This is a genomic window from Arthrobacter stackebrandtii (assembly GCF_017876675.1).
GTDB classification, from domain to species: domain Bacteria; phylum Actinomycetota; class Actinomycetes; order Actinomycetales; family Micrococcaceae; genus Specibacter; species Specibacter stackebrandtii.
The window spans coordinates 1,644,670-1,665,865 of record NZ_JAGIOI010000001.1 but is presented as its reverse complement, the minus strand read 5'-3'; the positions used below and the strand labels follow the sequence as shown (position 1 = coordinate 1,665,865).

Below are 21,196 nucleotides of genomic sequence, written 5' to 3'. Positions count from 1 at the left end.
GCGCCGGCATGGCATCCCTTCACCGCTGTTGGGCAGCACCCTTCCCGGCAGGAATTGTCGCGGGTGCTGCGCCATGGGGGCGGGCTATGCGGCGGCGATGGCCTTGGCAAGCACCGGGGCGAGGCGCCTGACGCCTTCGCGGAGGGTCCCCGGCGGAACGGCGCTGAAGGCCAGGCGCAGCTTGCTGCTGGGTCCTTCAGCCGCCGAGAATGCGGCGCCCGGGACGAACACCACCCCGGCGTCGATGCCTTCATGCAGCAGCGGGTATGTGTCAATGCCCTCTGGCAGGGTCAGCCACACGAAGAAGCCGCCCTCGGGACGCGTCCAGGAAACACCCTCCGGCATGAATTCGTCCAGTGCCTCCAGAAGGGCGGCACAGCGTTCGGCATAGAGCGCCCGGTACGTGGCGATCTGGCCCTGCCAGTCGTAGTTGCGCAGATATTCGCTGACCAGCATCTGATTCAGGGTGGGCGGGCACAGGGTCACGGCCTCGCTGGCCAGGTAGTAGCGCTGCTTCAGGTGTGCCGGGACCAGGGCCCAGCCAATGCGCAGGCCCGGGGCGAAGATCTTGGAGAACGAGCCCAGGTACAGCACGTCGTCGGGGTTCGCCGCACGCAGCGGCTCCGGCAGAACGCCATCGAACTTCAGCAGGCCGTAGGGGTTGTCCTCCAGTACCAGAATATTCGCCTCGCGGCATATATCCACGATTTCCTGCCGGCGCTCCGGCGCCAGCATGACGCCGGAGGGGTTGTTGAAGTTGGGGATCGTGTACAGCAGCTTGATCCGCTTGCCCTCGGCCTGCAGGGCGGCAATCCGCTCGCGCAGCAGGGACGGGATGATGCCATGCTCGTCGCCGGCCACCGGCTGCACGTCGACCTCGTACGCCTCGAAGGTGTTCAACGCACCCACATAGGTGGGGTCCTCCAGCAGGATGACGTCGCCCGGATCGCAAAAGACCTTCGCCGCAACATCCTGTGCGGACTGGGAGCCTGCCGTAATGACGACGTTCTCCGGATCGGCGTCGAGGATGCCCTCGGCGGCCATGACCTCGCAGATCTGCGTGCGCAGCTCCTCCGTGCCCTGCCCGCCCCCGTACTGCAGGGCCTCCAGGCCGTGTTCGGCAACAATTTCGGCGGCCGTGGCGGCGAGGCGCTCGAGGGGCAGCGACTGCAGGTAGGGGTTTCCGCCGGCCAAGGAGACGAGACCGGGCTGCATGGAAATTTCAAAGACATCGCGCACGGCCGACTGCTTGATGTTCGCAGCCCGGGAGGACAGCAGTGCTTCGTGGGGGTGCGGCGCGCCGCGACCCGCCGGGGCGTGGGGCGCTCCGCCGGCCCTGGCCAGGGCGTCGACGGCTTCTTCGGACAGGGTTTCGGCGGCGGCATTGGCACCGGGGGCTGTAGTGTTCACGTGCTCAGGATATAGCTTTTGTTGCTAAATAGGCATCAAAAGTTTTCAACAGCTATTTCAGGCTCAGCGCCTCGGCCAGGGGTTTGCCGTTGACGGTGATGGCCACCGGTGCCCCTGCGGCGTGCTCTGCGGTGAGCATGAGCTGCTGCTCGGCCCTCGGGATGTCGCACTCGCCCGCCAGTGCCAGCGTGCCTTCCAGGTGCACCGAGAGGGGCGTTGCCGACCTGTCCACCCCTGTCACCACCAGCTCCGATTGCCACAGCGCATTGCGCAGCCCCGACTGGCCGATTTCCTCATCCTTGCTCCCCAGCAGCTCCTCCAGGGCGGCTTCCACGGGGTCGGTGAAGGTGACCGCCGGGCTGGTCGCGGCCACTGCACTGTCGCCGCAGCCGACCTCGGGGCCGGCCGTCCCGCCGTCGCCCACCGCGATGTAGTAAATGGTCACGGAGGCCGTGGTGGGCAGGACGGTGGGCTCACCGCCGGGAGCGGACCCGCGGGATACGGCGGGACTTTCCGGCATGGTCGACGCCGGTGCCTGGCTTGGGCCGGTTGCCGCGCCACCCGCAGGGCTGCTTGTGGCGCCGGCCGATGGCGGAGGGGTGCCTGGTGTGCCCGGGCTGCCGGTGCAGCCTGCAAGGGCCAGGGCTCCGGCGGCAAATATTGCGGCAAGTGGGGAGATGCGTATTGTGCTCATGTCGTGGCTCCTTGGATGTGCAGGTTTTCCCCGTCACTACACGCTACGTGCGGGCCGCGCGGACCGACAGCGGCCCGGTGCAAAGGGGCCTGAAATGCAATCTGGTCGCGGCCCGGTCACGGCGTGCACCGTCTACGGGAAGAAGAGCATTTTCACCAGGGCCGCCGTGCCAACGATGATGATGGTGGCACGCAGCGCGGCGGGAGGAAGCCTGCGCCCGAACCGTGCGCCCACGAGGCCGCCAAGGAGGGAGCCGACGGCGATCAGCCCCACGACCTTCCAGTCGATGTACGCGCCGGCCACGATGATGAAGGTCAGGGCCGCGACGGCGTTGACGGTGGTGGTCAGCACGTTCTTGACGGCGTTGATCTGCTGCAGGGCCAGGGTGGTCACGATGCTCATGAGCCCCACGATCAGGATGCCTTGAGCCGCGCCGAAATAGCCACCGTACATGCCGAGGACAAAGATGCCCGCGACCAGGCCCGCGGTGCTGCGGGAAGGTCCTGCCCCGTCCTCACGGGGGCCGGTGTAGCGGCGCGTTGCCATGCGCCTTTGCAGGGCGGGGCCGAACGCCACCATGAGGATGCCCAGGACGATCAGTGCCGGAACGATGGCGTTGAAGGCGGTGGCGGGCAGTACCAGCAAAAGCACAGCCCCGACCAAACCGCCTGCCGCGGAGGCCGGCAGCAGGCGCATGAGGGTGGCCTTGTTGGGGGCCAGCTCCCTGCGGTAGCCCCAGGTGCCGGAGAGGCCGCCGGCCACGAGGCCGATGTTGTTGGAGATGTTCGCGGTCAGCGGCGGATAGCCAAACAGGAGCAGCACGGGAAACGTCACGAGTGTGCCCGAACCCACCACCACGTTGATCATGCCGGCCCAGAAGCCGGCCAGGAGAATTGCCGCAAGCTCCAGCATGACTCGTCCTAGCGTCGGGAAAAGCCCGCGGGGTGCGGGGCATCTCCACTCAGGGTAACGCGGCCCCGCGCAGGGTCAGGAGCCCGGCTCTTCCTTGCGCGTTTTTTGCGCGGCCAGCCACGCCATGATGTCCTCGCGGCGAATGCGCCGGTGCGATCCGCGGTACTGCACTGCCAGTTCACCGCGGTCCGTCAAATTGCGCAGGAACGTGTTGGAGATACCGGCAAGGTCCGCAGCCTGAGAGGTGGTGAGCAATTCCGAAATGCTGGCCACGCTGACGGCGTCACCCCGTGAGAGGCGCAGCAGGAGGTCCAGGACAGCCTCTCCGGCACCTGCTTCCAGGCGGTGCGCCGTGCCATCCACAAAGACTGTGACGTCGTCGCTGCCTGACAGGGCGCGGGTGAGGGACGCCTGCTGGGCTGGGGACAGGGGCGGGCTGACCCTGGGGGCATCGTTTGTCATGGAACACATGGTATCCGTCACGACCAGGGGCCTGCCGGTATGGTTGGCCCATGACACAAGTGATCCGCACCGCGCTGCTGGGGTACGGCCTGGCCGGGCGCGTTTTTCACGCCCCTTCGCTGGCGGCGCTGCCGCAGTTCAGCATCGACGTGATTGTCGCCTCCGATCCCGGGCGCCAAGCGGAGGCCCGGCGGGACCACCCGGGGGCGGCGGTTCTCAGCCGGGCGGAATGGGAGTTGCGACGGGACCGCACGGGCATCGACCTTGTGGTGGTGGCGACCCCGCCGGCATCGCACGTGCCGCTGGCGGAGGCGGCGCTGGAAGGAGGGTGCGACGTCGTGGTTGACAAGCCCTTCGCGCTCACCAGCGCGCAGGGTGAGGCCCTGATCGCGCTGGCGACGGAGCGCGGCCGGCTGCTGAGCAGCTACCAGAACCGGCGCTGGGACGGTGAGTTCCTGACCCTGCAGCGGCTTCTGGCGGAAGGCGCGCTGGGCGAGGTGTGGCGCTTTGAATCCCGGCTGGAACGCAACCAGCCCGCCATCACCAAGGTGTGGAAGGCGGAGGCTGGGGTGGCCGACGGCGGCGGGCTGCTTTTCGACCTCGGCACGCACCTGATTGACCAGGCGCTGCTGCTTTTTGGTCCCGTGGTGCACAGCTACGGGGAGCTGCGGGCGAGGCGGCCGATGGAACGGGCCGAGGACGACGTCTTCATTGCCCTCGAGCACGCCAGCGGCGTCATCTCCCACCTGTGGGTCAACGCCAACGTGGCCCAAAACGGCCCACGGCTGCGGGTGCTCGGTTCCGGCGGGGCGTACGTCAAGGGCCGTGCCGATGTGCAGGAATCGCAGATCCAGGCAGGTGTCCTCCCGGGGATGCCGGGCTACGGCGTGGAGCCGGAAGATGCGTGGGGCAGGCTGGGGTCAGACGGGAACACCGTGCCCGTGCCCACCGAACGCGGAAATTTCTCACGCTATTACGAGCTGCTGGCCGCAGCCATTCTCGACGGCGGACCCGTCCCCGTGGACCCGGCAGACTCCGTGGCGGGGCTGCGCATTGTCGAAGAATTACGTGCCGCCCATGTGCAACGCACCGCCAGCACGTAAGCTGGGCGAACAATTGTCGAGCCATAGACCTACGCACCGCGGGAGGCTGAGCCCACCATGAGCCGCAAGGACGCCGCCGGGTACCATCATCCGGAACCCACCCATTTGGCACTCGCCGAACCAGCCGTGAATGTCCGCCCCCGGTGGATTCTCTCGATTGTGCTGGTCAACGTGGGTATCAACGCCGCATTCTTCGGCCCGATCCAGGTGTTGCTTGGCCAGCAGGCGGCACACTTCAGCGAGGCCGACAAGGAAGGCATCCTGGCCCTGGTCACCGGTGCCGGTGCCGCGATGTCCCTCGTGGCCAATCCGCTGTTTGGGACGTTCAGCGACAGGACGGTCTCCCGTTTTGGCCGGCGCGTCCCGTGGGTTTTCATCGGGGCGCTGCTGGGCATGGCCGGCCTGCTGGGCCTTGCGGGGGCCCCCACCGTTGCCGCGATGGCGCTTCTGTGGTGCCTGGTGCAACTGGGGTGCAATGGTGCGCTGGCGGCCACCACGGCCGCCATCCCCGACCAGGTGCCGGTGCGCCAGCGCGGCAGCATTGGCGGGCTGGCCTCGATGGGCACTGTGGTGGGCATCCTGGTGGGTGCCGCCATCGCCGCCGCCGTGGCCGGAAACTTTCCGCTCGGATACGTCATTTGTGCCGTGGCACTGGGCGCCGGGATGATCCCCTACCTGTTCCTCTCCAACGACCACGTGCTGGACCCGGCCGACAGGCCGCCGTTTACGTGGGTATCCTTCGCCAAGGGGTTTTGGATCTCCCCGCGCCTCTACCCGGACTTTGGCTGGGCCTGGATCACCCGCTTCCTGGTGAATGTGGGAAACCACCTGGTGACGCTGTACCTGTTGTTTTTCCTCAGCGACGCGGTGGGCTACGAGAACCCTGAGATGGGCGTACTGATCCTGACCGGCATGTATTCGATCCTGACGCTGGTCACCGCCGTGATCGGCGGGCGCTGGACGGACCGGGTGGGCAGGCGCAAGCCCTTCGTCATCGCCTCCTCGGCCATCATTGCCTCCGCCGCACTCATTTTGGCGTTCTTCCCCACGTGGCCGGGCGCGCTCGCCGGCGCCGCCGTGTTGGGGATCGGCTACGGCGTGTACCTGGCGGTCGACTTCGCCCTCCTGACCCAGGTCCTGCCCTCGGCCGCGAGCCGGGGCAAGGACATGGGTGTGATCAATGTGGCCAATTCACTTCCGCAGGTCATTGCACCGATCATTGCCTGGCCCTTGGTCACCATCCTGGGCGGCTACGTCACGCTCTACGTGGTGGCGGCCGTCATTGGCCTGCTGGGTGCGGTGTTCGTTGTGAAAATCAAGGGCGTCGACTAGGGGACCAGCCAATGGCCGGCCGGCGCCGCCGGGAGCTCTGTGACCAACTTCGCTGACACTGTGTCATTAAGATCTTGACAGAGTGTCAGCAACTTTGATTAGCTAAGGTTACCTTAACCTAATTATGGAGTTGCCCGTGTCTGCGCCCGCCGTTGAATCCACCCTTCCCGGAGCCACTGCCGCTTTGTCGCAGGAGCTCAAGACCCACACAGCTGCAGCCCACATGGCCGCGGAAGACTCCACGTTTGTGGCGGACTTGATGGGCGGAACCCTGGACGCTGCAGCCCTGGTGAGCCTGCTCGACCAGAGCCTGGTCATTTACCGGGCCATGGAAACTGCGCTTGCCGCGCACGTTGACCACCCGCAGCTGGGCGCCTTCATCGACCCGAAACTGGCCCGGGTTGCTGCCCTGGAGGCCGACATGGCCTACCACCACGGCGCCGACTGGGATGCACAGCTGGCCGACGGCCGGATCGCCATTGTGCCCGCCACCCTGGCCTACGCCGACGCGCTGTCCACCATGGGCCGCGAGTCCATCGAATTCCTGCTGGCCCACCACTACGTCCGCTACATGGGCGACCTCTCCGGCGGCCTGATCATCTCGCGCATGGTCCAGCGCCACTACGGCATTGCCGATGAAGGCTTGAACTTCTACGCCTTCAACGAGATCGCCAAGCCCAAGCCCTACAAGGACGGCTACCGGGACCTGCTCGACACCACCAACTTCACCCGTGGGCAGAAGGACGCCATCTTGAACTTTGCGGCCGAGTCCTTCGAGCTCAACCGCGCCGTATTTGTTGACCTCGACGCCGCCCGCAAGGCCGCGGCCTGACCAGCCCCTGCCCGGGCGGCCACCCACGCAACTGAGGACGACGGCGGACCTTGCGTTCCGCCGTCGTCCTCGCTTTAAGCGTGGCGCAGCTACGGCTGCCGGGCCACCTGGTACCGGGAATCGGCGAACACCATTTGGTAGGTGGTGCCCGGGAACCGCTGTTCGGCCTCGATGGCGGCGGCGTCGGGCGAGACGCCCTGGCGGCCGGAGACGTCGATGAGAACATACTCCGGGGCCGGGTTTTGGTTGCCGATCCAATAGACTTCCGTGCGGTCCACGAGGTAGCTCATGAGGGAGATGTCGGTCTCCACGGTGACACCGTCGGGCACGGCTGCAAGCGCGTTGTTCGAGGACTCGGCTGTGGCGGTGGGGAAATGGGTGGCCGGGCTGAGCAGCATTCCGAAGGCGTACTGGCTGCTCAGGACAACGCCGACCAGCAGCATGGCGGCACCCAGCAGCTTGCGCAGGCGCAGTGAAATGAGGGGCCGGCGGCGCATGAGGGTGTCGATGGCCGCGGCAAACACCACGGGCATGAGCACCGCACTGTACTGCCATTCCTGGCCCCAGTAGACGGGCAGCTCGGACAGGAACCGCCAGGCGAGGGTGGGCAGCACAATCAGGGTCAGCGGCGAGAAGAGGCACAGGCCCACGGTGATGGCGACCAGCGCCAGCACCGTGATGACCTTCTCCGGGTGGAACAGTGAGAGCGGATCGCTGAGCAGGCCCGCGATGTTCAGCTGGCTTTCATAGGCCCACTGGTCGCCGGGGTTCATCGCCGGCAGGATCACCTGCGTCGCGAGCACGAACCAGCCCAGGCCCCATGCCGAAAGCCACAATCCCGCCATGGTGCGGGCGCGGAGGGTCATGACGAGGCCTACGACCAGAACTGTCAGGCCAAGGTCTTCCTTGACGAAGACCAGCAATGCGGCCCAAATCCAGGCCGACCGCCACCTCTCGTCCAGCAGCGCGCTGAGCGAGAGCGCCAAAAACGGAACGGCAAAGGCAATTTCATGGAACTGGGCGTCGATGGCCGACTGCAGGCCCCAGCTGAGCGCATACGCGGCACCGATGCTGACGCCGGTGAACCGGCCCAGGTGCTTTATGGCGCAGTGGGCGATAACCGCGACGGAGAAGGCGATGAGGATGTTCTGGACAACCAAAAGCGTGAACGCATGGGGGAACAGCTTGTAGACGGGGCCCAGCACCACCAGCAGCGGGTGGAACTGGTCTCCCAGGAGGTTGTAGCCTTCGCCCTTCAGGCTGACGATTGGCGGCTGGAAATTTGAATAGGCCTTGGCCAGCTGGTCAAAGATGCCCAGATCCCAGGAGCGAATGGTGAAACTTCGCCACTGCAGCCACGAGAACACAGAATAGAGGGCCAGTGCCAGGGTGCCCACGGTCGCGGGGACGGCCCACGGAGCCAGGGCCTGCCGTGCGCGGGAAAGTGCGGACAAACCGGCTGCAGTTGCGGGAGGTTTGGGATCCGTGGCGGCTTTTTGCACAGTAGTCACAGGGACAGTCTAAGCGCCGGGACCCTGGCTGCGCCCCATCCGTGGGCGGGCTCAGCGGCGGGGAAGCACCACGGTGCGGCCGGACATTGGGTGGGCCATGACGTCGATTTTGTACTGGTAAACACGGCTGAGAAGCCCCTCTGTCAGGACTTCATTGGGGGTGCCCAGTGCCGCCAGCCGGCCCTGCTCCAGGACCGCCACCTTGTCGGCGTACCCGGCTGCGAGATTGAGGTCATGGAGCACGACAACCACGGCCCGGCCGGCCTCGGCGCGCGCCCTGGCCACTTGCAGGACCAGTTCCTGGTGGCGCAGGTCGAGGGCTGCTGTGGGCTCATCCAGCATCAGAATGTTAGTGTCCTGGGCAAGTACCCTGGACAAGGCGACCCGCGCCTTTTCCCCGCCCGACAGAAAGGAGAACTTTCGGGCCGAAAAGGCGGTGACATCGGTGGCGAGCATGGCCGCGGACACTCGCTCGTCGTCGAACGCGGAAGCGGCAGTGTTGGACCACGGGGCGCGACCCATTTGCACGACGTCAAGGACGGTGAAGGGGAAGCTGAGCTGGACCTGCTGCAGCAGGACTGCCCGGCGCAGCGCGAGTTCCTCGGCCTTCCACTGGTTCAGCGGTTCACCGCCGAGGATGATTTCGCCGCCGTCCAGGTCCAGGTCGCCGGCGAGGGCGGCAAGGAGCGTAGATTTTCCGGCACCATTGGGGCCGACCAGTGCCAGGACTTCCCCTGCCTTGACCGGCAGGTCAACATCCCGCAGAACAGCCTTGCCGCCCAGTTTCACGGTAACTCCCGTGGCGGAAATGGCCAGCTCTCCCGGCGCGGGTGCTGCCGGAATCTCGGTTGGCGGGGAACGGAATACGTCGAGCAGGCTCACGCCCAGCCTCCTTGCTCATTGCGGGTGCGTCGGAGCAGCCAGAAGAAGAACGGTCCGCCGATGAGCGCCGTCAGCATGCCCAGGGGCAGGTCCGAATAAGGGACAATTGTCCGTGCGCCAAGGTCGGCGAGCAGGACCAGAAGTGCGCCGCCCAGGGCGCTGGCCGGCAGGAGCAGTTTGTGTCCGGGGCCGGCAATGATGCGGATGAGGTGCGGGACGACCAATCCGACGAAGCTCACAATGCCGGTAAAGGCAACGCCGGCGCCGACCAGGAGCGCCACCGCGATGATCATGGTCATGCGCAGCCGCTCAACATTGACACCCAGGTGACGCGCAGAGCGTTCGCCCAAGGCCAGCAGGTCGAGTTTTCCTGCTGCGAGGAAGGCCATGGACAAGCCGACGACAAGCAGCGGCAACACCGAACCGACGCTGAGCCAGCCGGTTCCGTTGAGGCTGCCAAGCTGCCAGAACACCAATTGCTCGCGCGCATTGGGATCGGCCACGTAAGTGTAGAACGCGATCAGGGCAAAGGTGAAGGCGTTGACGGCGATGCCGGTCAAGACCAACGTGACAACTTCCGTGCGGCCCTTGCTGCGGGAAAGGCTGTACACCAGCAGGGTGGTGATGAGGCCGCCGAAGAATGCAAAGGCGGCCACGATCCAGTTGCCGTGCGTGGCCAGTCCGGTCACAATCGCGGTGCTTGCCCCGACAGCGGCGCCGGAGGAAACGCCGACGACGGCGGGTTCTGCCAGGGGATTGCCAAACACGCCCTGCATGACCGTCCCGGCGCAGGCGAGTGCGGCCCCCACGATCATGGCCAGGACGACGCGCGGAAAGCGCACCGACCAGAGGGTTTCGTAGCCCCGGGGGTGCTCGGGAAGCGGCGCCCAGCCCAGCGGCGCGGTCAAGCCCCCGCCGAAGTAGTCAAGCCAGCTTTGGATCCAGTTGTTGATGCCGTGCAGGACGCTGCCAACCACCTCAGCAGAGGTGATGTGCAGCTGTCCGCTGCCTGCGGCGACCACGGCTGCAACGGCAAGCGCGGCAGCCAAGATTCCCACGATGAGGCGGTGTTTTCTGTTGCGCGTCGAACGCCGGCCAGTTCCGCCGAGGACCGGCGCCGCCGATTCCGGGGACCCTGCCGCAGGCGTCGGATCCTTGGTTGCCGGGGCGGCTGTCATGACTTCACTCCATGGACGGCCTCCGCCAGGGCCTTGACTATTTGGCCGCTGCGCGGACCGAAGCTGAGCAGGGTGCCGTCGGCCACGTCGATTATGCGCCGGTCCGCCCCGGCCGGTGTCTGCGCAATGCCTTGGATCTTGGCCAGCCCCTCTGGACCGCCAACGCTTTCCAGCCCGCCGGTCATGAGCAGCAGCACGTCAGGGGAGGCATTGATCAGGGCTTCGGAGGTGAGTTGGGTGAACGGCATGGTCAAGCCGATGTCGGTTCCCACATCGGTTGCGCCAACAGACTTGATAATGTCGTCGGCTCCCGATCCGGGGCCTGCCATCAAGTAGACGCCGGCAGTTCCCCGAACATACAGAAACGCTATTCGCACAGGGGTGCTGTCGGCGGGAACCGCAGATAGCGCAGCCGCCATGTCCGCCCCCACCATCCCGTTCAGCTCAACGCCGGCGGCCGGGACCCCCATTGCCTGTGCCACGGCTGTGATCTGGTGGCTGATGCCGGCCATGGTGCGGGACGGGTCAAAGAAGATGACGGGGATGCCGACCGCACGCAGTTGTTCCTGGACTTCCAGGGGTCCAATCGTGGTGTCGGTCAGGACGACGCTCGGATTGAGGGCCGTGATGGCTTCCGCGTTGAGGTCGTGTCCCATGGGAGTGACAACGGTGGCGCCCTGTGCCTGCTTGAAGTCGGCGGCCCGGTCGCGTCCCACGACGTTCGCGCCCAGTCCCAGGGCGTAGACGATTTCTGTCAATGTTCCGTGAAGGTCGATCGTGACGATGCGGCTGACGTCAGCCACCTCCACGGTTTCACCGTCACATGAAGCAACAGTGGTGGGGAGTTGCGGCGTGGGCGCCGGAGCCACGATCGGCAAGGTGATGCCGTCCGTATTGACCGTTACCGGCCCATGATTGGGTGTGCCCTTGGCGACGGGGTTCGCCGCCGGGTCCGCGGCCTGCCAGTCAGCCGGCAGCTTGAGCTTGCCGGAGGTGCCATCGGTGCAGGCCGCAACGGGGCCCTGCTGGGGTGAGGCGGCCGCCGTCGTGCCTGTTTCCCCGGCCGTGGGCGTGGGCGGTGCGCATGCGGAGAGCGTCACGGCGGCGACCAGCACGGAGGCAAAGAATGCAATCGTCCGCTGTGCCCCGCGGGGGCGTGAGGCGCGCGCGGCGGAAGGTCGGGATGAAGCGAGAATCATGTATTTCCCAGGAGGAGGCGTCCTGCAGGTGGAACGCGGGTTTGTGGACAGGCAATTTCAGAGCAATGAAAATCGCTCGTTTTCTTAAGTTAGCCTACCCTAGGTTAGGTTTACTTTAGGTCAAATAAAAATGGCCTAATTTTTGGCTGCCATCGGCAGCAGAACAATCAAGGAGACAAATGAACGGGACAGCTCGCCCTGAAGCGGCCAGGGTGTCACGCCGAAGCGGCGTCCGGAGGGCCGGCCGCCTTGCCGGCGCCCTCGCTCTGGCGGGTGGACTTGTGCTGGTTGGCGGTGCCAGTTCCATGGCAACGGCGGCCGCGGGACCCTCGGGCCAAACGTTGAGCGTGGATCGCTCCGAAGGGCTGAATGCTGCCGGGGATTCCGTCGTGGTCAGCGGTGCCGGATACGACCTGAGCAAGGGAATCTACGTTGGCATCTGCGTCAACAACGGTCCCGGTGCCGTGGCAACGCCCTGCCTCGGCGGGGTCGACATGTCCGGCGGTTCAGGCAGCTCCGTATGGATTTCCTCCAACCCTCCGAGCTACGGGCAGGGCCTGGCGCAGCCATTCACCCAGAGCGGCGGCACAGGGTCCTTCTCGGTCGCCCTGGGCGTCGTCGCCTCCGACAGCATGACCAATTGCCAAGATCCGGGGCAGGCTCCGAATGGCTGTGTCGTCGTGACCCGTGCGGACCACACCCGAAGCGCGGATCGCAGCGCGGACGTCATGGTCCCCATCAGCTTCGGTGCCGTTGAAGCACCCGCCGCCGAAGATGCCGGTGAAGCCGGCAACGCTTCAGGCGGTGCCGCGGGCAATGCCGCGCCAGGCGAAGCCACGGCGGCTGAAACACGCACCGGCAAGTCGACCGATCCTTTGGCCAAGACAGGCGCATCAACCACCGTTTACGTCGCCGCAGGTGCCGTTCTCCTAGCCGCCGGTGCCGGTGCGCTGGTGATGACCAAGCGCCGCCGAGGTGGACAATGAGCCGCCCACCCCGCAGTGAAATCCAATCGACCAACCAGAGGAAAGCCATGATGACCTTGCAACGGGGCCCTTGGTGGCGCCGCCCACTGGCCGTGATCGCCGCTCTGTCCATGACCGGCGGAGCACTCGCGGTCACGGCACCGGCGGCCACGGCATCGGAGGACACTGCTTTTGTGGCCACCAGCGGCAGCCTCGACTGGGGTGTGCGGAAATCCTTCCGCGACTACCTGAAGTCTCCTATTGCCCACGGGACCACCGTTCTTGGGGGAGGAGCAATCGAGAATGCCGACGGGACCTATAGATTCCCGGCTGCCGCCGTTGATCCCTCGGCACAGACTGTGGCCTTCGGCGGTTCTGTCAGCTTCTCCGGCCACGACGATGCACTCGCGATCAGCATCGCGGACATTCGCCTTGACCTGGCGCGGGGCATCCTGATCGCCGATGTTCAGAGCAAGTCCATGGGTGAAGATGGCGTCGTGACCTACGCCGACGTGGATCTCACCACCCTGGGCTCGGGCGAACCGCTGGCGGGAGCAACGATTTCCGGTGGTGAGGCTGCCGGAACGGCATTGCCCACAACTTTGACGGAGTCAGGTGCGCCTGCTTTCGCAAGCATGTACGGGGCAGGCTCCGCCTTTGACCCCGTGACGTTCACGGCAAGCTACGATGTGCCGGTCGCAATCCCCGTGGTTGCGGCCCCGCCCGTGGCCCAAACCGTTGAGGTCGGCCAGGCCGTGACTTTCTCGGCGGATGGGACCGGCTACGAATCGGTTCGTTGGGAAGCAAGTTACAACGGCAGTGACTGGGCGCCCATTGATGGCGCTTCAGGCGCAACGCTGACATTCACGCCGCTCATTGCCGACAACGGCAAGCAGTACCGTGCAGTGTTCATTAATGCAGGCGGCGAGGCACCCTCCGACGCTGCCTTGCTGACCGTGACAGAACCTGTCGTGGCGGCCAAGCCCGAGGTTGCCGCGTCACCCGCTGCCGCATCGGTCAAGGACGGCGAGGACGCGACCTTTGCCGCGGCCGGCACCGGATACGAGTCGGTCCAGTGGCAGGTCAGTGCGGATGGCAGCGAGTGGGCCGATATTGCCGGTGCCATTGCGCCCACGCTGACTTTCACGGCAACAGTCGGTGGCAGCGGCAGACAGTACCGCGCTGCCTTCACCAATGGCGCCGGAACGGTATTCTCCGACGCAGCTGTTTTGACGGTGGCTGTCGCGGAGACTGTTGATCCTGGACCGGTGGAGCCGGAGGTTCCGGTGTTTGTTCCTGAGGTGGAGGTTTTTGCTGCTGATGGTGTGACTTCGTTGGTTGGTCCGGTTTCTGAGGGTACGCAGATTGTGGTGAAGGGGTCTGGTTTTGATCCTGCTGCGAATGTTGCTCCGGAGGGTAATCGTCCGCCGATTGCTGGGGGTAGTCCTGCCGGTACGTATGTTGTTTTTGGCAAGTTTGCTGATGTGTGGCAGCCGTCTGTGAGTGCTCCTGCTTCTGCTCGTGTGGTGGGGGATCAGAAGTGGGCGTTGAGTCAGGCTGCTTTTGATGCTGTTCCTGCGGCGTTCCAGGGTGCTGTGCGTGGTCAGTGGGTTGAGGTTTCTGCTGATGGTTCGTTCTCGACGGTTTTGACGGTGCAGAAGAAGGTTGTTTCTGGTGCTGAGGTTGAGTGGCCGGAGGCTGGCAACTTTGGTGTTTACACCTATGCTGCCGGTGGCACGGTCAATGCTGCGCAGGAGCTTTACGCTCCTGTCACGGTTGGTGGTCCTGGACCGGTGGAGCCGGAGGTTCCGGTGTTTGTTCCTGAGGTGGAGGTTTTTGCTGCTGATGGTGTGACTTCGTTGGTTGGTCCGGTTTCTGAGGGTACGCAGATTGTGGTGAAGGGGTCTGGTTTTGATCCTGCTGCGAATGTTGCTCCGGAGGGTAATCGTCCGCCGATTGCTGGGGGTAGTCCTGCCGGTACGTATGTTGTTTTTGGCAAGTTTGCTGATGTGTGGCAGCCGTCTGTGAGTGCTCCTGCTTCTGCTCGTGTGGTGGGGGATCAGAAGTGGGCGTTGAGTCAGGCTGCTTTTGATGCTGTTCCTGCGGCGTTCCAGGGTGCTGTGCGTGGTCAGTGGGTTGAGGTTTCTGCTGATGGTTCGTTCTCGACGGTTTTGACGGTGCAGAAGAAGGTTGTTTCTGGTGCTGAGGTTGAGTGGCCGGAGGCTGGCAACTTTGGTGTTTACACCTATGCTGCCGGTGGCACGGTCAATGCTGCGCAGGAGCTTTACGCTCCTGTCACGGTTGGTGGTCCTGGACCGGTGGAGCCGGAGGTTCCGGTGTTTGTTCCTGAGGTGGAGGTTTTTGCTGCTGATGGTGTGACTTCGTTGGTTGGTCCGGTTTCTGAGGGTACGCAGATTGTGGTGAAGGGGTCTGGTTTTGATCCTGCTGCGAATGTTGCTCCGGAGGGTAATCGTCCGCCGATTGCTGGGGGTAGTCCTGCCGGTACGTATGTTGTTTTTGGCAAGTTTGCTGATGTGTGGCAGCCGTCTGTGAGTGCTCCTGCTTCTGCTCGTGTGGTGGGGGATCAGAAGTGGGCGTTGAGTCAGGCTGCTTTTGATGCTGTTCCTGCGGCGTTCCAGGGTGCTGTGCGTGGTCAGTGGGTTGAGGTTTCTGCTGATGGTTCGTTCTCGACGGTTTTGACGGTGCAGAAGAAGGTTGTTTCTGGTGCTGAGGTTGAGTGGCCGGAGGCTGGCAACTTTGGTGTTTACACCTATGCTGCCGGTGGCACGGTCAATGCTGCGCAGGAGCTTTACGCTCCTGTCACGGTTGGTGGTCCTGGACCGGTGGAGCCGGAGGTTCCGGTGTTTGTTCCTGAGGTGGAGGTTTTTGCTGCTGATGGTGTGACTTCGTTGGTTGGTCCGGTTTCTGAGGGTACGCAGATTGTGGTGAAGGGGTCTGGTTTTGATCCTGCTGCGAATGTTGCTCCGGAGGGTAATCGTCCGCCGATTGCTGGGGGTAGTCCTGCCGGTACGTATGTTGTTTTTGGCAAGTTTGCTGATGTGTGGCAGCCGTCTGTGAGTGCTCCTGCTTCTGCTCGTGTGGTGGGGGATCAGAAGTGGGCGTTGAGTCAGGCTGCTTTTGATGCTGTTCCTGCGGCGTTCCAGGGTGCTGTGCGTGGTCAGTGGGTTGAGGTTTCTGCTGATGGTTCGTTCTCGACGGTTTTGACGGTGCAGAAGAAGGTTGTTTCTGGTGCTGAGGTTGAGTGGCCGGAGGCTGGCAACTTTGGTGTTTACACCTATGCTGCCGGTGGCACGGTCAATGCTGCGCAGGAGCTTTACGCTCCTGTCACGGTTGGTGGTCCTGGACCGGTGGAGCCGGAGGTTCCGGCTGACAAGCCGACGCTTACGGTTGAGCCTGCAACCGGCCTGAAACACGGCAGCAGGGTCACCGTTTCCGGCAGCGGGTACGGTCCCAGCCGCTGGATCTACCTCGCAGAAGTGGCCCAGGGCCCGGGAGGGTCTGACCGGCCCCAGGACTACGAGAACGCTGCCCGCGTGAAGACAAACAAGGATGGAACGTTCGGTCCGATCGACTTCTCCGTCACCACGGTCTTCAAGAATGGCGGCTTCAACGCTGTTGACGGCACGCTCTACATCGCGACGTTTGTGTCACCGCTGGAAAGCGACAACGAAGATGCCGCCGACCGCAGCCAGGATGCCTTTGTTGAACTGGCGTGGGCCGACCCGTCCGCACCGGTCGTCACCGAACCCGAAATTCCGGAGTTCACGCTCCCCAAGCTGTTCTCGATGAACACCACCGTTGCAGCAGGCGGGACGTTGTACCTTTCAGGCAGCGACTTCGCTCCCGGTTCGCAGCTGGCATTCGACTTGGACGGCAACGCCATTGAGGTGGGAACACCTGCTTCGACGGAGATATCCGGCGGACTGGATTGGGGTGTCCGGGCCTCGTTCCGTGGCTATCTCGAGGGCAACATTGCCAAGGGCACGATCACGGCAAGTGAAGGTGCCACCATAAACGGCGACGGCACGTTCCACTTCCCCGCGGCTTCCTATGACGCCGACGGAAAGGTTGCAGGCTACGCAGGCACCCTTTCGATGGTCGGCCATGAAGGTGCACTTCAGGTGAACCTGTCCAATCTTCGTGTGGATGCCAAGAACAAGCAGCTCATTGCCGATGTGGTCAGCAAGTCCCTGACAGGGGCCTCGGAGAACTTCACCGATGTCGCGCTGGTTGCCATTGGCGCCACGTCCCTGGACGGAGACGGCAACGGCCTGTCGGGCAAGAACCTGTCCACTGTCCTGACCGAGGCCGGTGCGCCCGCGTTCGCATCCTTCTACGAGGCGGGTGAGTCATTTGATGCGCTGAGCTTCGACATCCACGAAGAAACCGTGCTCAACTCCTTGCTTGTTGGAGAGGACGGCTCGTTCTCAGGCCAATGGCCGGTGCCGGCAACGCAGAAGGCTGGCAGCTACACGCTGACTGCCACCGCAACTGCACCGCAGCAGGCCCGGGCACTTGTCACGGCTGGTGTTCAGACGGCATCCATGATGCTTGAAGTGACGGCCGCGGCCGTCAATCCCGGAGATGGCAAGGACGATGAAGTTGCTCCCGAGCTTCCGCCAGCCACGGTCGGTCCGTCAAAGCCGGTCGAAAAGCCGGTGGACACCCTTCCCCCGGTCTCCAACGTTCCTGCGGATGCCAAGTGCACCAACGGCACGATTGTGGACGGTGCTCTGGTCTGGGGTGTCAAGGAATCCTTCCGCAAATACATCACCGGCAACATCGCCGACGGAAACATCACCTTCAACGGTGCTGAGGTTTCCGCCGATCAGGTCTTCACCTTCAGCAATGGCATTGGCACGATTGATTCAACCAAGCGCACCGGTGAAGTGAGGTTCGACGGCGTCGCCTCCTTCCAGGGCCACGACTACGGATCCGGGGCGGTACTGTCCGTGACGATTTCCAACGTCACGCTGGTCCTGGACGGCAACGCAGGCTCGTTGAAGGCAGACGTTGTCAGTCGTTCGCTTGAATCGGCCACCGAAGGTGCAGCTCCGGGAGGCGACGTGAACTATGCATCGGTGGTCCTGGCCGAGTTGGATCTCAGCAGCGCTTCCCTGGCAGGCGGTGGCGTGGCCTATGCGGGCACCAACATCCCCGCCGTGCTGGCTTCCAGCGGCGTTGCACCCTTCGCTGACTTCTACGCAGCCGGCGATGCCATGGATCCCCTCAGCTTTATTCTCGGCTGCTCCGGTGCTGCCGCCATCGACGTGGTCAATGGTGGTGCCACCGGTGCTCCTACCGATGCGCCGACGGCCTCAGCAACAGCCCAGCCTGTTCCCGGGACAACGGCAACCACCGCTCCGACGACCGTTGCCGCGGCGAGTGCAGGAACCTTGGCCAAGACCGGCGCAACGGGGATGGACGCGGCCGTCATTGGCGCAATCATGATCCTGCTGCTGGGTGCCGGGGTGATCGCCGGCAACCGCGCAACGGGCCGCCGTCGCCATTCGTAGGGCGCGATTGCTGCCATAAGACAGCGCTGACAGTGCGGCCGCGCGGCAGTACCGTCACATAAGAAACATCGAAGGGCTCCTGCGACTGCAGGAGCCCTTCGATGCATCCGGGATGGGATCATTGCAGGATGGATGCTCAGATCATTTGGACCATTGTTTGCGGCCTCGCCATCCTGGTGGGTGCCACCGGGATCATCGTCCCGGTATTGCCGGGCAGCATGTTGATCGCGATCAGCCTGCTGGCGTGGGCCCTTGCGGTGGGAAACGCCACGGGGTGGGTGGTGTTCGGTGTCGGTGTGACTTTTGTTGCGGCGGGCATGGCCTCGAGTGCCGTCCTGACCGGGCGGGCCATGAAAAAGAAGTCGATCCCGGGCAGGTCGGTGGTTGTCGGCCTGCTGCTGGGCATCGTGGGGTTCTTTGTGATTCCCGTGGTGGGGCTGCTGGTGGGTTTCGCCGTGGGGCTGTTCGCCTCCGAGTTCCTGCGCCAGAAGGACGCGAAGGCGGCCGTTTCGTCGTCGCTGGCGGCCTTGAAGGCGACGGGACTGGGGATTCTCGCTGAATTCGGTTTTGCCGCCCTGGCCGCCGGCACATGGGGCGTGGGGGTCCTGGTGTATTTCCTCAACCGCTAAAAGCAGTTGAGGAAATTAGGGCATGTCCACCACTACGTGCAGGCCGGCCATGCGTCCCCCGCAGCGTTCATTGCCGGAAACCCGGGTCCAGTTCAAGGCGGTTGACTGGGTGGCGAGCACCGCGCCATTTTGATCGAACACGCTGAAGCTGACCGAGTTCGGCGGTTTGGCGCCCAGGTTCAGCAGCCAGCTGCCGTCGGCCTGCTGGGCCAGGATTCGGTTGCTGGCAATCGAATGGAGCGCCGCCGCGGCAACCGTGGTCGGTGCTGCAGGGACGCAGTCGGTGCTGGTGCACGCCGTCACGGCTGCGGCCTGGGTGGAACTGGGGAGGTTGCCCGAGAGCGACAGCGTGACTTGGTTGTTCCAGTTCGGCGAAGGGCACGGGCGGCCATCCCGGTCCAACACGATGGCGCCGATGATGAACGCCATGCAAAAGGCGGCGACCAGCGGAACCAGAACGAGTTCCACGCGGCGTCGGGTTGTTGGGGCGGCAGGCATGCGAATCATGCTACCGAACGAGCCTGACCGTTTGCCGGTAGGAATCTGCGAAATGCCGCAACCGGTCCGCCGCCGCGCCGGCATGTGTCCTCACGCCGCGCGGGCGCGTCCCGGCAGCGTCCGCCAAGGCCCGGCGTCCGGGCGGTGCGGGCATTCGGCACTAGGATCTTTCCATGGCCCCCAAGATTTCCGCCCCGCCCCAGCCGGCCTATCCCTTCACCGGCAGCGGCATCCGCCTGCGACCGGTCACCGAGGCAGATGCGCCCGCCGTCAACGCCTACCGTTCGCTCGCGGAGGTGGCCCGCTACCTGCCCCACCCGCCTCACACCATGGCCGACACCCGGCTCACCGTCGCGTCGATGGCTTCGCAGTCCGAGCTGTCCACACCGGGCCAGTGGCTGGATCTTGCGGTGGAACATGGTGATTCGGCGGAGGCCGTCGGCGAGGTCCTGCTGAAATGGGATGCCGCCAATCCACAGCGCGGCGAGATCGGCTTTGTCTTCAGCCCCTGCGTGCAGGGCCGCGGAATTGCCTTTGCCGCCTGCACCGCCGCCCTGGACATTGCCTTCAACCATTTTGGCTGGCACCGCGTCGAGGGCATTTGTGATGACCGCAATGACAAATCCGCCGCACTGATGACCCGGCTCGGCATGCGCCTGGAGGCTACGTTTGTCGAGGCCGACTGGTCCAAGGGTGAATGGATCACGCTGCGCCACTACGCCGTTCTCAAGAGGGAGTGGCAGGCCCGTGCCTGAGCTGCACCGCCGGAACTTGCCGCGTTCGACGCCGGATCCCGGCCTGGGCGTGCCTGCCGCCGATGCGGCCCGTTCCGGCGCGCAAAAGCCGGCCGGCGAAAAACCAGCCGGAGCACTGGCCTCCGGACCGGCCGGCAATGGCCTTGCAGAACGGCTCCGGGCCGCGATCCTGGGTGGCGAGCTGCCCCCCGGGAGCAAGCTGTCCGAGCAGGCGCTCGGTGAGTCGCTGGGCGTTTCGCGCAACACGCTGCGCGAAGCGTTCGCCGTGCTCAGTGCGGAACGAATCGTCACCCGCATCCCCAACCGCGGCGTGTTTGTGGCCAAGCCGTCGCGCACGGATGTGGCGGAAATGTACCGGATCAGGCGCATCCTCGAACCCGCCGCGCTGCTCCAGGGGAGGCAGGCAACCGTGGAGGCGGGCCTGGCGGCGGCAGTGCGGCAGGGGCTCGACGCCCGCGGGCGGAACGACATCCCCGGCATGGCGGCCGCCAACCAGCAGTTCCATGCGCTCGTGGTGGGCCTGGCGGGCAGTGCCCGGCTGGACGCGCTCATGTCCCACATCCAACAGGAGATGCGCCTGGTCTTCCATGCGATGGACTCCAACCCGGCCTTCCACGCACCCTTCAGCAGCCAAAACGCCGAGATCCTGGCCCTGTGGCAGGCGGGGCAGGGCGGGCAGGCCGCCGAGAAACTCTCAAACTACCTGGCCGCCGCGCAGGAGCAGGTGCTGGCAGCCATGCCCAACGAAAGCCGAGGATATTGATGTCCGCCCACAACGGCACGCCCGACGGCGGCACGCACCTCGCGCTCGACGTCCCCATGCGCTGGGGTGACATGGACGCGTATGGCCACATCAACAACGTGGAGGTGGTGCGGATCCTCGAGGAGGCACGCGTGCACGCCTTCGGCCCGCCGGCCGGGACCGGGCTGCCCGGCGTGGACGTGGCCCAACCGATCTTCTCCGAGCTCGACGCGGACGTGCAGGCCCTCGTCGTCGAGCACCGGGTCAAATACCTGACTCCTTTGAACTACCGCAACATTCCGGCACGCGTGCACGTGTGGATCAGCTCCGTGAAGGGAGCCAGCTTCACCGTTGCCTATGCCATTTTTGACCCCGTCACCGGCGGCAGGTGCGTCATTGCCGAAACCGTGCTGGCATTCTTCCACGAACCCAGCGGCTCCCTGGTGCGGCTCACGGCGGAAAAGAAGGCGCAGCTTGCCCCCTTGAAGGGTCCGGCAAACTTCAGGGCGTGACCGGGCGTACCCTGCGGACCTGCCCGGGCCCGACACGGCCTCC

At 64.8% G+C, this 21,196-nt stretch carries 18 protein-coding genes; 9 read left to right on the top strand and 9 right to left on the bottom strand.

Annotated elements, in window-relative coordinates; genetic code table 11:
* Positions 1-84 precede the first annotated feature (84 nt).
* From JOF48_RS06960 to JOF48_RS06945, 4 genes are all read right to left on the bottom strand, one after another.
* Positions 85-1,410 carry an aminotransferase-like domain-containing protein gene (locus JOF48_RS06960; RefSeq protein ID WP_209678853.1) on the bottom strand — a complete coding sequence of 442 codons (1,326 nt, stop codon included), beginning with the start codon at positions 1,408-1,410 and terminating at the stop codon, positions 85-87.
* A 52-nt stretch (positions 1,411-1,462) separates the two neighbouring features.
* Complete coding sequence (locus JOF48_RS06955) at positions 1,463-2,104, bottom strand: hypothetical protein (RefSeq protein ID WP_209678851.1); 642 nt, start codon at positions 2,102-2,104, stop codon at positions 1,463-1,465.
* A gap of 132 nt (positions 2,105-2,236) precedes the next feature.
* Positions 2,237-3,016, bottom strand: a complete 780-nt coding sequence (locus tag JOF48_RS06950; RefSeq protein WP_209678850.1) for a sulfite exporter TauE/SafE family protein — start codon at positions 3,014-3,016, stop codon at positions 2,237-2,239.
* 75 nt (positions 3,017-3,091) lie between these two features.
* Positions 3,092-3,478, bottom strand: coding sequence for a helix-turn-helix domain-containing protein (locus JOF48_RS06945; RefSeq protein WP_209678848.1), 387 nt, complete (start codon positions 3,476-3,478; stop codon positions 3,092-3,094).
* Positions 3,479-3,528: 50 nt separating this feature from the next.
* Between JOF48_RS06945 and JOF48_RS06940 the strand changes: the two genes are divergently transcribed.
* The 3 genes from JOF48_RS06940 (at position 3,529) to JOF48_RS06930 (ending at position 6,745) form a co-directional block, all read left to right on the top strand.
* On the top strand, positions 3,529-4,581 hold the full coding sequence (locus tag JOF48_RS06940) for a Gfo/Idh/MocA family protein (RefSeq protein ID WP_209678846.1): 1,053 nt from the start codon (positions 3,529-3,531) through the stop codon (positions 4,579-4,581).
* Between the two features lie 57 nt (positions 4,582-4,638).
* Complete coding sequence (locus tag JOF48_RS06935) at positions 4,639-5,913, top strand: MFS transporter (protein ID WP_209678843.1); 1,275 nt, start codon at positions 4,639-4,641, stop codon at positions 5,911-5,913.
* Positions 5,914-6,049: 136 nt separating this feature from the next.
* On the top strand, positions 6,050-6,745 hold the full coding sequence (locus JOF48_RS06930) for a biliverdin-producing heme oxygenase (protein WP_209678840.1): 696 nt from the start codon (positions 6,050-6,052) through the stop codon (positions 6,743-6,745).
* Between the two features lie 89 nt (positions 6,746-6,834).
* Here JOF48_RS06930 and JOF48_RS06925 read toward each other — a convergent pair whose 3' ends face one another.
* The 4 genes from JOF48_RS06925 to JOF48_RS06910 are packed head-to-tail and all read right to left on the bottom strand — an operon-like array spanning position 6,835 to position 11,515.
* A complete protein-coding gene (locus tag JOF48_RS06925) occupies positions 6,835-8,256 on the bottom strand; it encodes a DUF2079 domain-containing protein (RefSeq protein WP_209678837.1) in 1,422 nt (473 codons plus the stop codon).
* Positions 8,257-8,307: 51 nt separating this feature from the next.
* The gene (locus tag JOF48_RS06920) at positions 8,308-9,138 is read right to left on the bottom strand and encodes a heme ABC transporter ATP-binding protein (protein ID WP_342591175.1); all 831 of its coding nucleotides are present in this window, start codon (positions 9,136-9,138) and stop codon (positions 8,308-8,310) included.
* The gene (locus JOF48_RS06915; RefSeq protein WP_209678834.1) at positions 9,135-10,316 is read right to left on the bottom strand and encodes a FecCD family ABC transporter permease; all 1,182 of its coding nucleotides are present in this window, start codon (positions 10,314-10,316) and stop codon (positions 9,135-9,137) included. The genes JOF48_RS06920 and JOF48_RS06915 overlap by 4 nt, the downstream gene beginning before the upstream one ends.
* Entirely contained in the window at positions 10,313-11,515 is a 1,203-nt protein-coding gene (locus JOF48_RS06910; protein WP_209678831.1) for a heme/hemin ABC transporter substrate-binding protein, read from the bottom strand. The genes JOF48_RS06915 and JOF48_RS06910 overlap by 4 nt, the downstream gene beginning before the upstream one ends.
* Before the next feature lie 179 nt (positions 11,516-11,694).
* Between JOF48_RS06910 and JOF48_RS06905 the strand changes: the two genes are divergently transcribed.
* The 3 genes from JOF48_RS06905 to JOF48_RS06895 all read left to right on the top strand — a co-directional run bounded on the left by JOF48_RS06905 (position 11,695) and on the right by JOF48_RS06895 (position 18,646).
* Positions 11,695-12,501, top strand: a complete 807-nt coding sequence (locus JOF48_RS06905) for an LPXTG cell wall anchor domain-containing protein (RefSeq protein WP_209678828.1) — start codon at positions 11,695-11,697, stop codon at positions 12,499-12,501.
* Between the two features lie 173 nt (positions 12,502-12,674).
* Positions 12,675-18,017 carry an HtaA domain-containing protein gene (locus tag JOF48_RS06900; protein ID WP_209678825.1) on the top strand — a complete coding sequence of 1,781 codons (5,343 nt, stop codon included), beginning with the start codon at positions 12,675-12,677 and terminating at the stop codon, positions 18,015-18,017.
* Between the two features lie 128 nt (positions 18,018-18,145).
* Positions 18,146-18,646: a DUF456 domain-containing protein gene (locus tag JOF48_RS06895; protein ID WP_209678822.1), complete on the top strand. Its 501-nt coding sequence runs from the start codon at positions 18,146-18,148 to the stop codon at positions 18,644-18,646.
* Between the two features lie 15 nt (positions 18,647-18,661).
* On the opposite strand, the gene JOF48_RS06890 is transcribed toward JOF48_RS06895, so the two are convergent.
* The gene (locus JOF48_RS06890; RefSeq protein ID WP_209678819.1) at positions 18,662-19,144 is read right to left on the bottom strand and encodes a hypothetical protein; all 483 of its coding nucleotides are present in this window, start codon (positions 19,142-19,144) and stop codon (positions 18,662-18,664) included.
* A 173-nt stretch (positions 19,145-19,317) separates the two neighbouring features.
* On the opposite strand from JOF48_RS06890, the gene JOF48_RS06885 reads away from it, so the two are divergent.
* From JOF48_RS06885 to JOF48_RS06875, 3 genes are read left to right on the top strand one after another with little or no spacing between them, the layout of a single operon-like run.
* Complete coding sequence (locus JOF48_RS06885) at positions 19,318-19,899, top strand: GNAT family N-acetyltransferase (protein ID WP_209678816.1); 582 nt, start codon at positions 19,318-19,320, stop codon at positions 19,897-19,899.
* Positions 19,892-20,662, top strand: coding sequence for a GntR family transcriptional regulator (locus JOF48_RS06880; protein WP_342591174.1), 771 nt, complete (start codon positions 19,892-19,894; stop codon positions 20,660-20,662). Before JOF48_RS06885 ends, JOF48_RS06880 begins: the two co-directional genes overlap by 8 nt.
* Positions 20,662-21,153 (top strand): acyl-CoA thioesterase, encoded by a 492-nt coding sequence (locus JOF48_RS06875; protein WP_209678813.1) that lies wholly within the window; start codon positions 20,662-20,664, stop codon positions 21,151-21,153. Before JOF48_RS06880 ends, JOF48_RS06875 begins: the two co-directional genes overlap by 1 nt.
* Positions 21,154-21,196 lie beyond the last annotated feature (43 nt).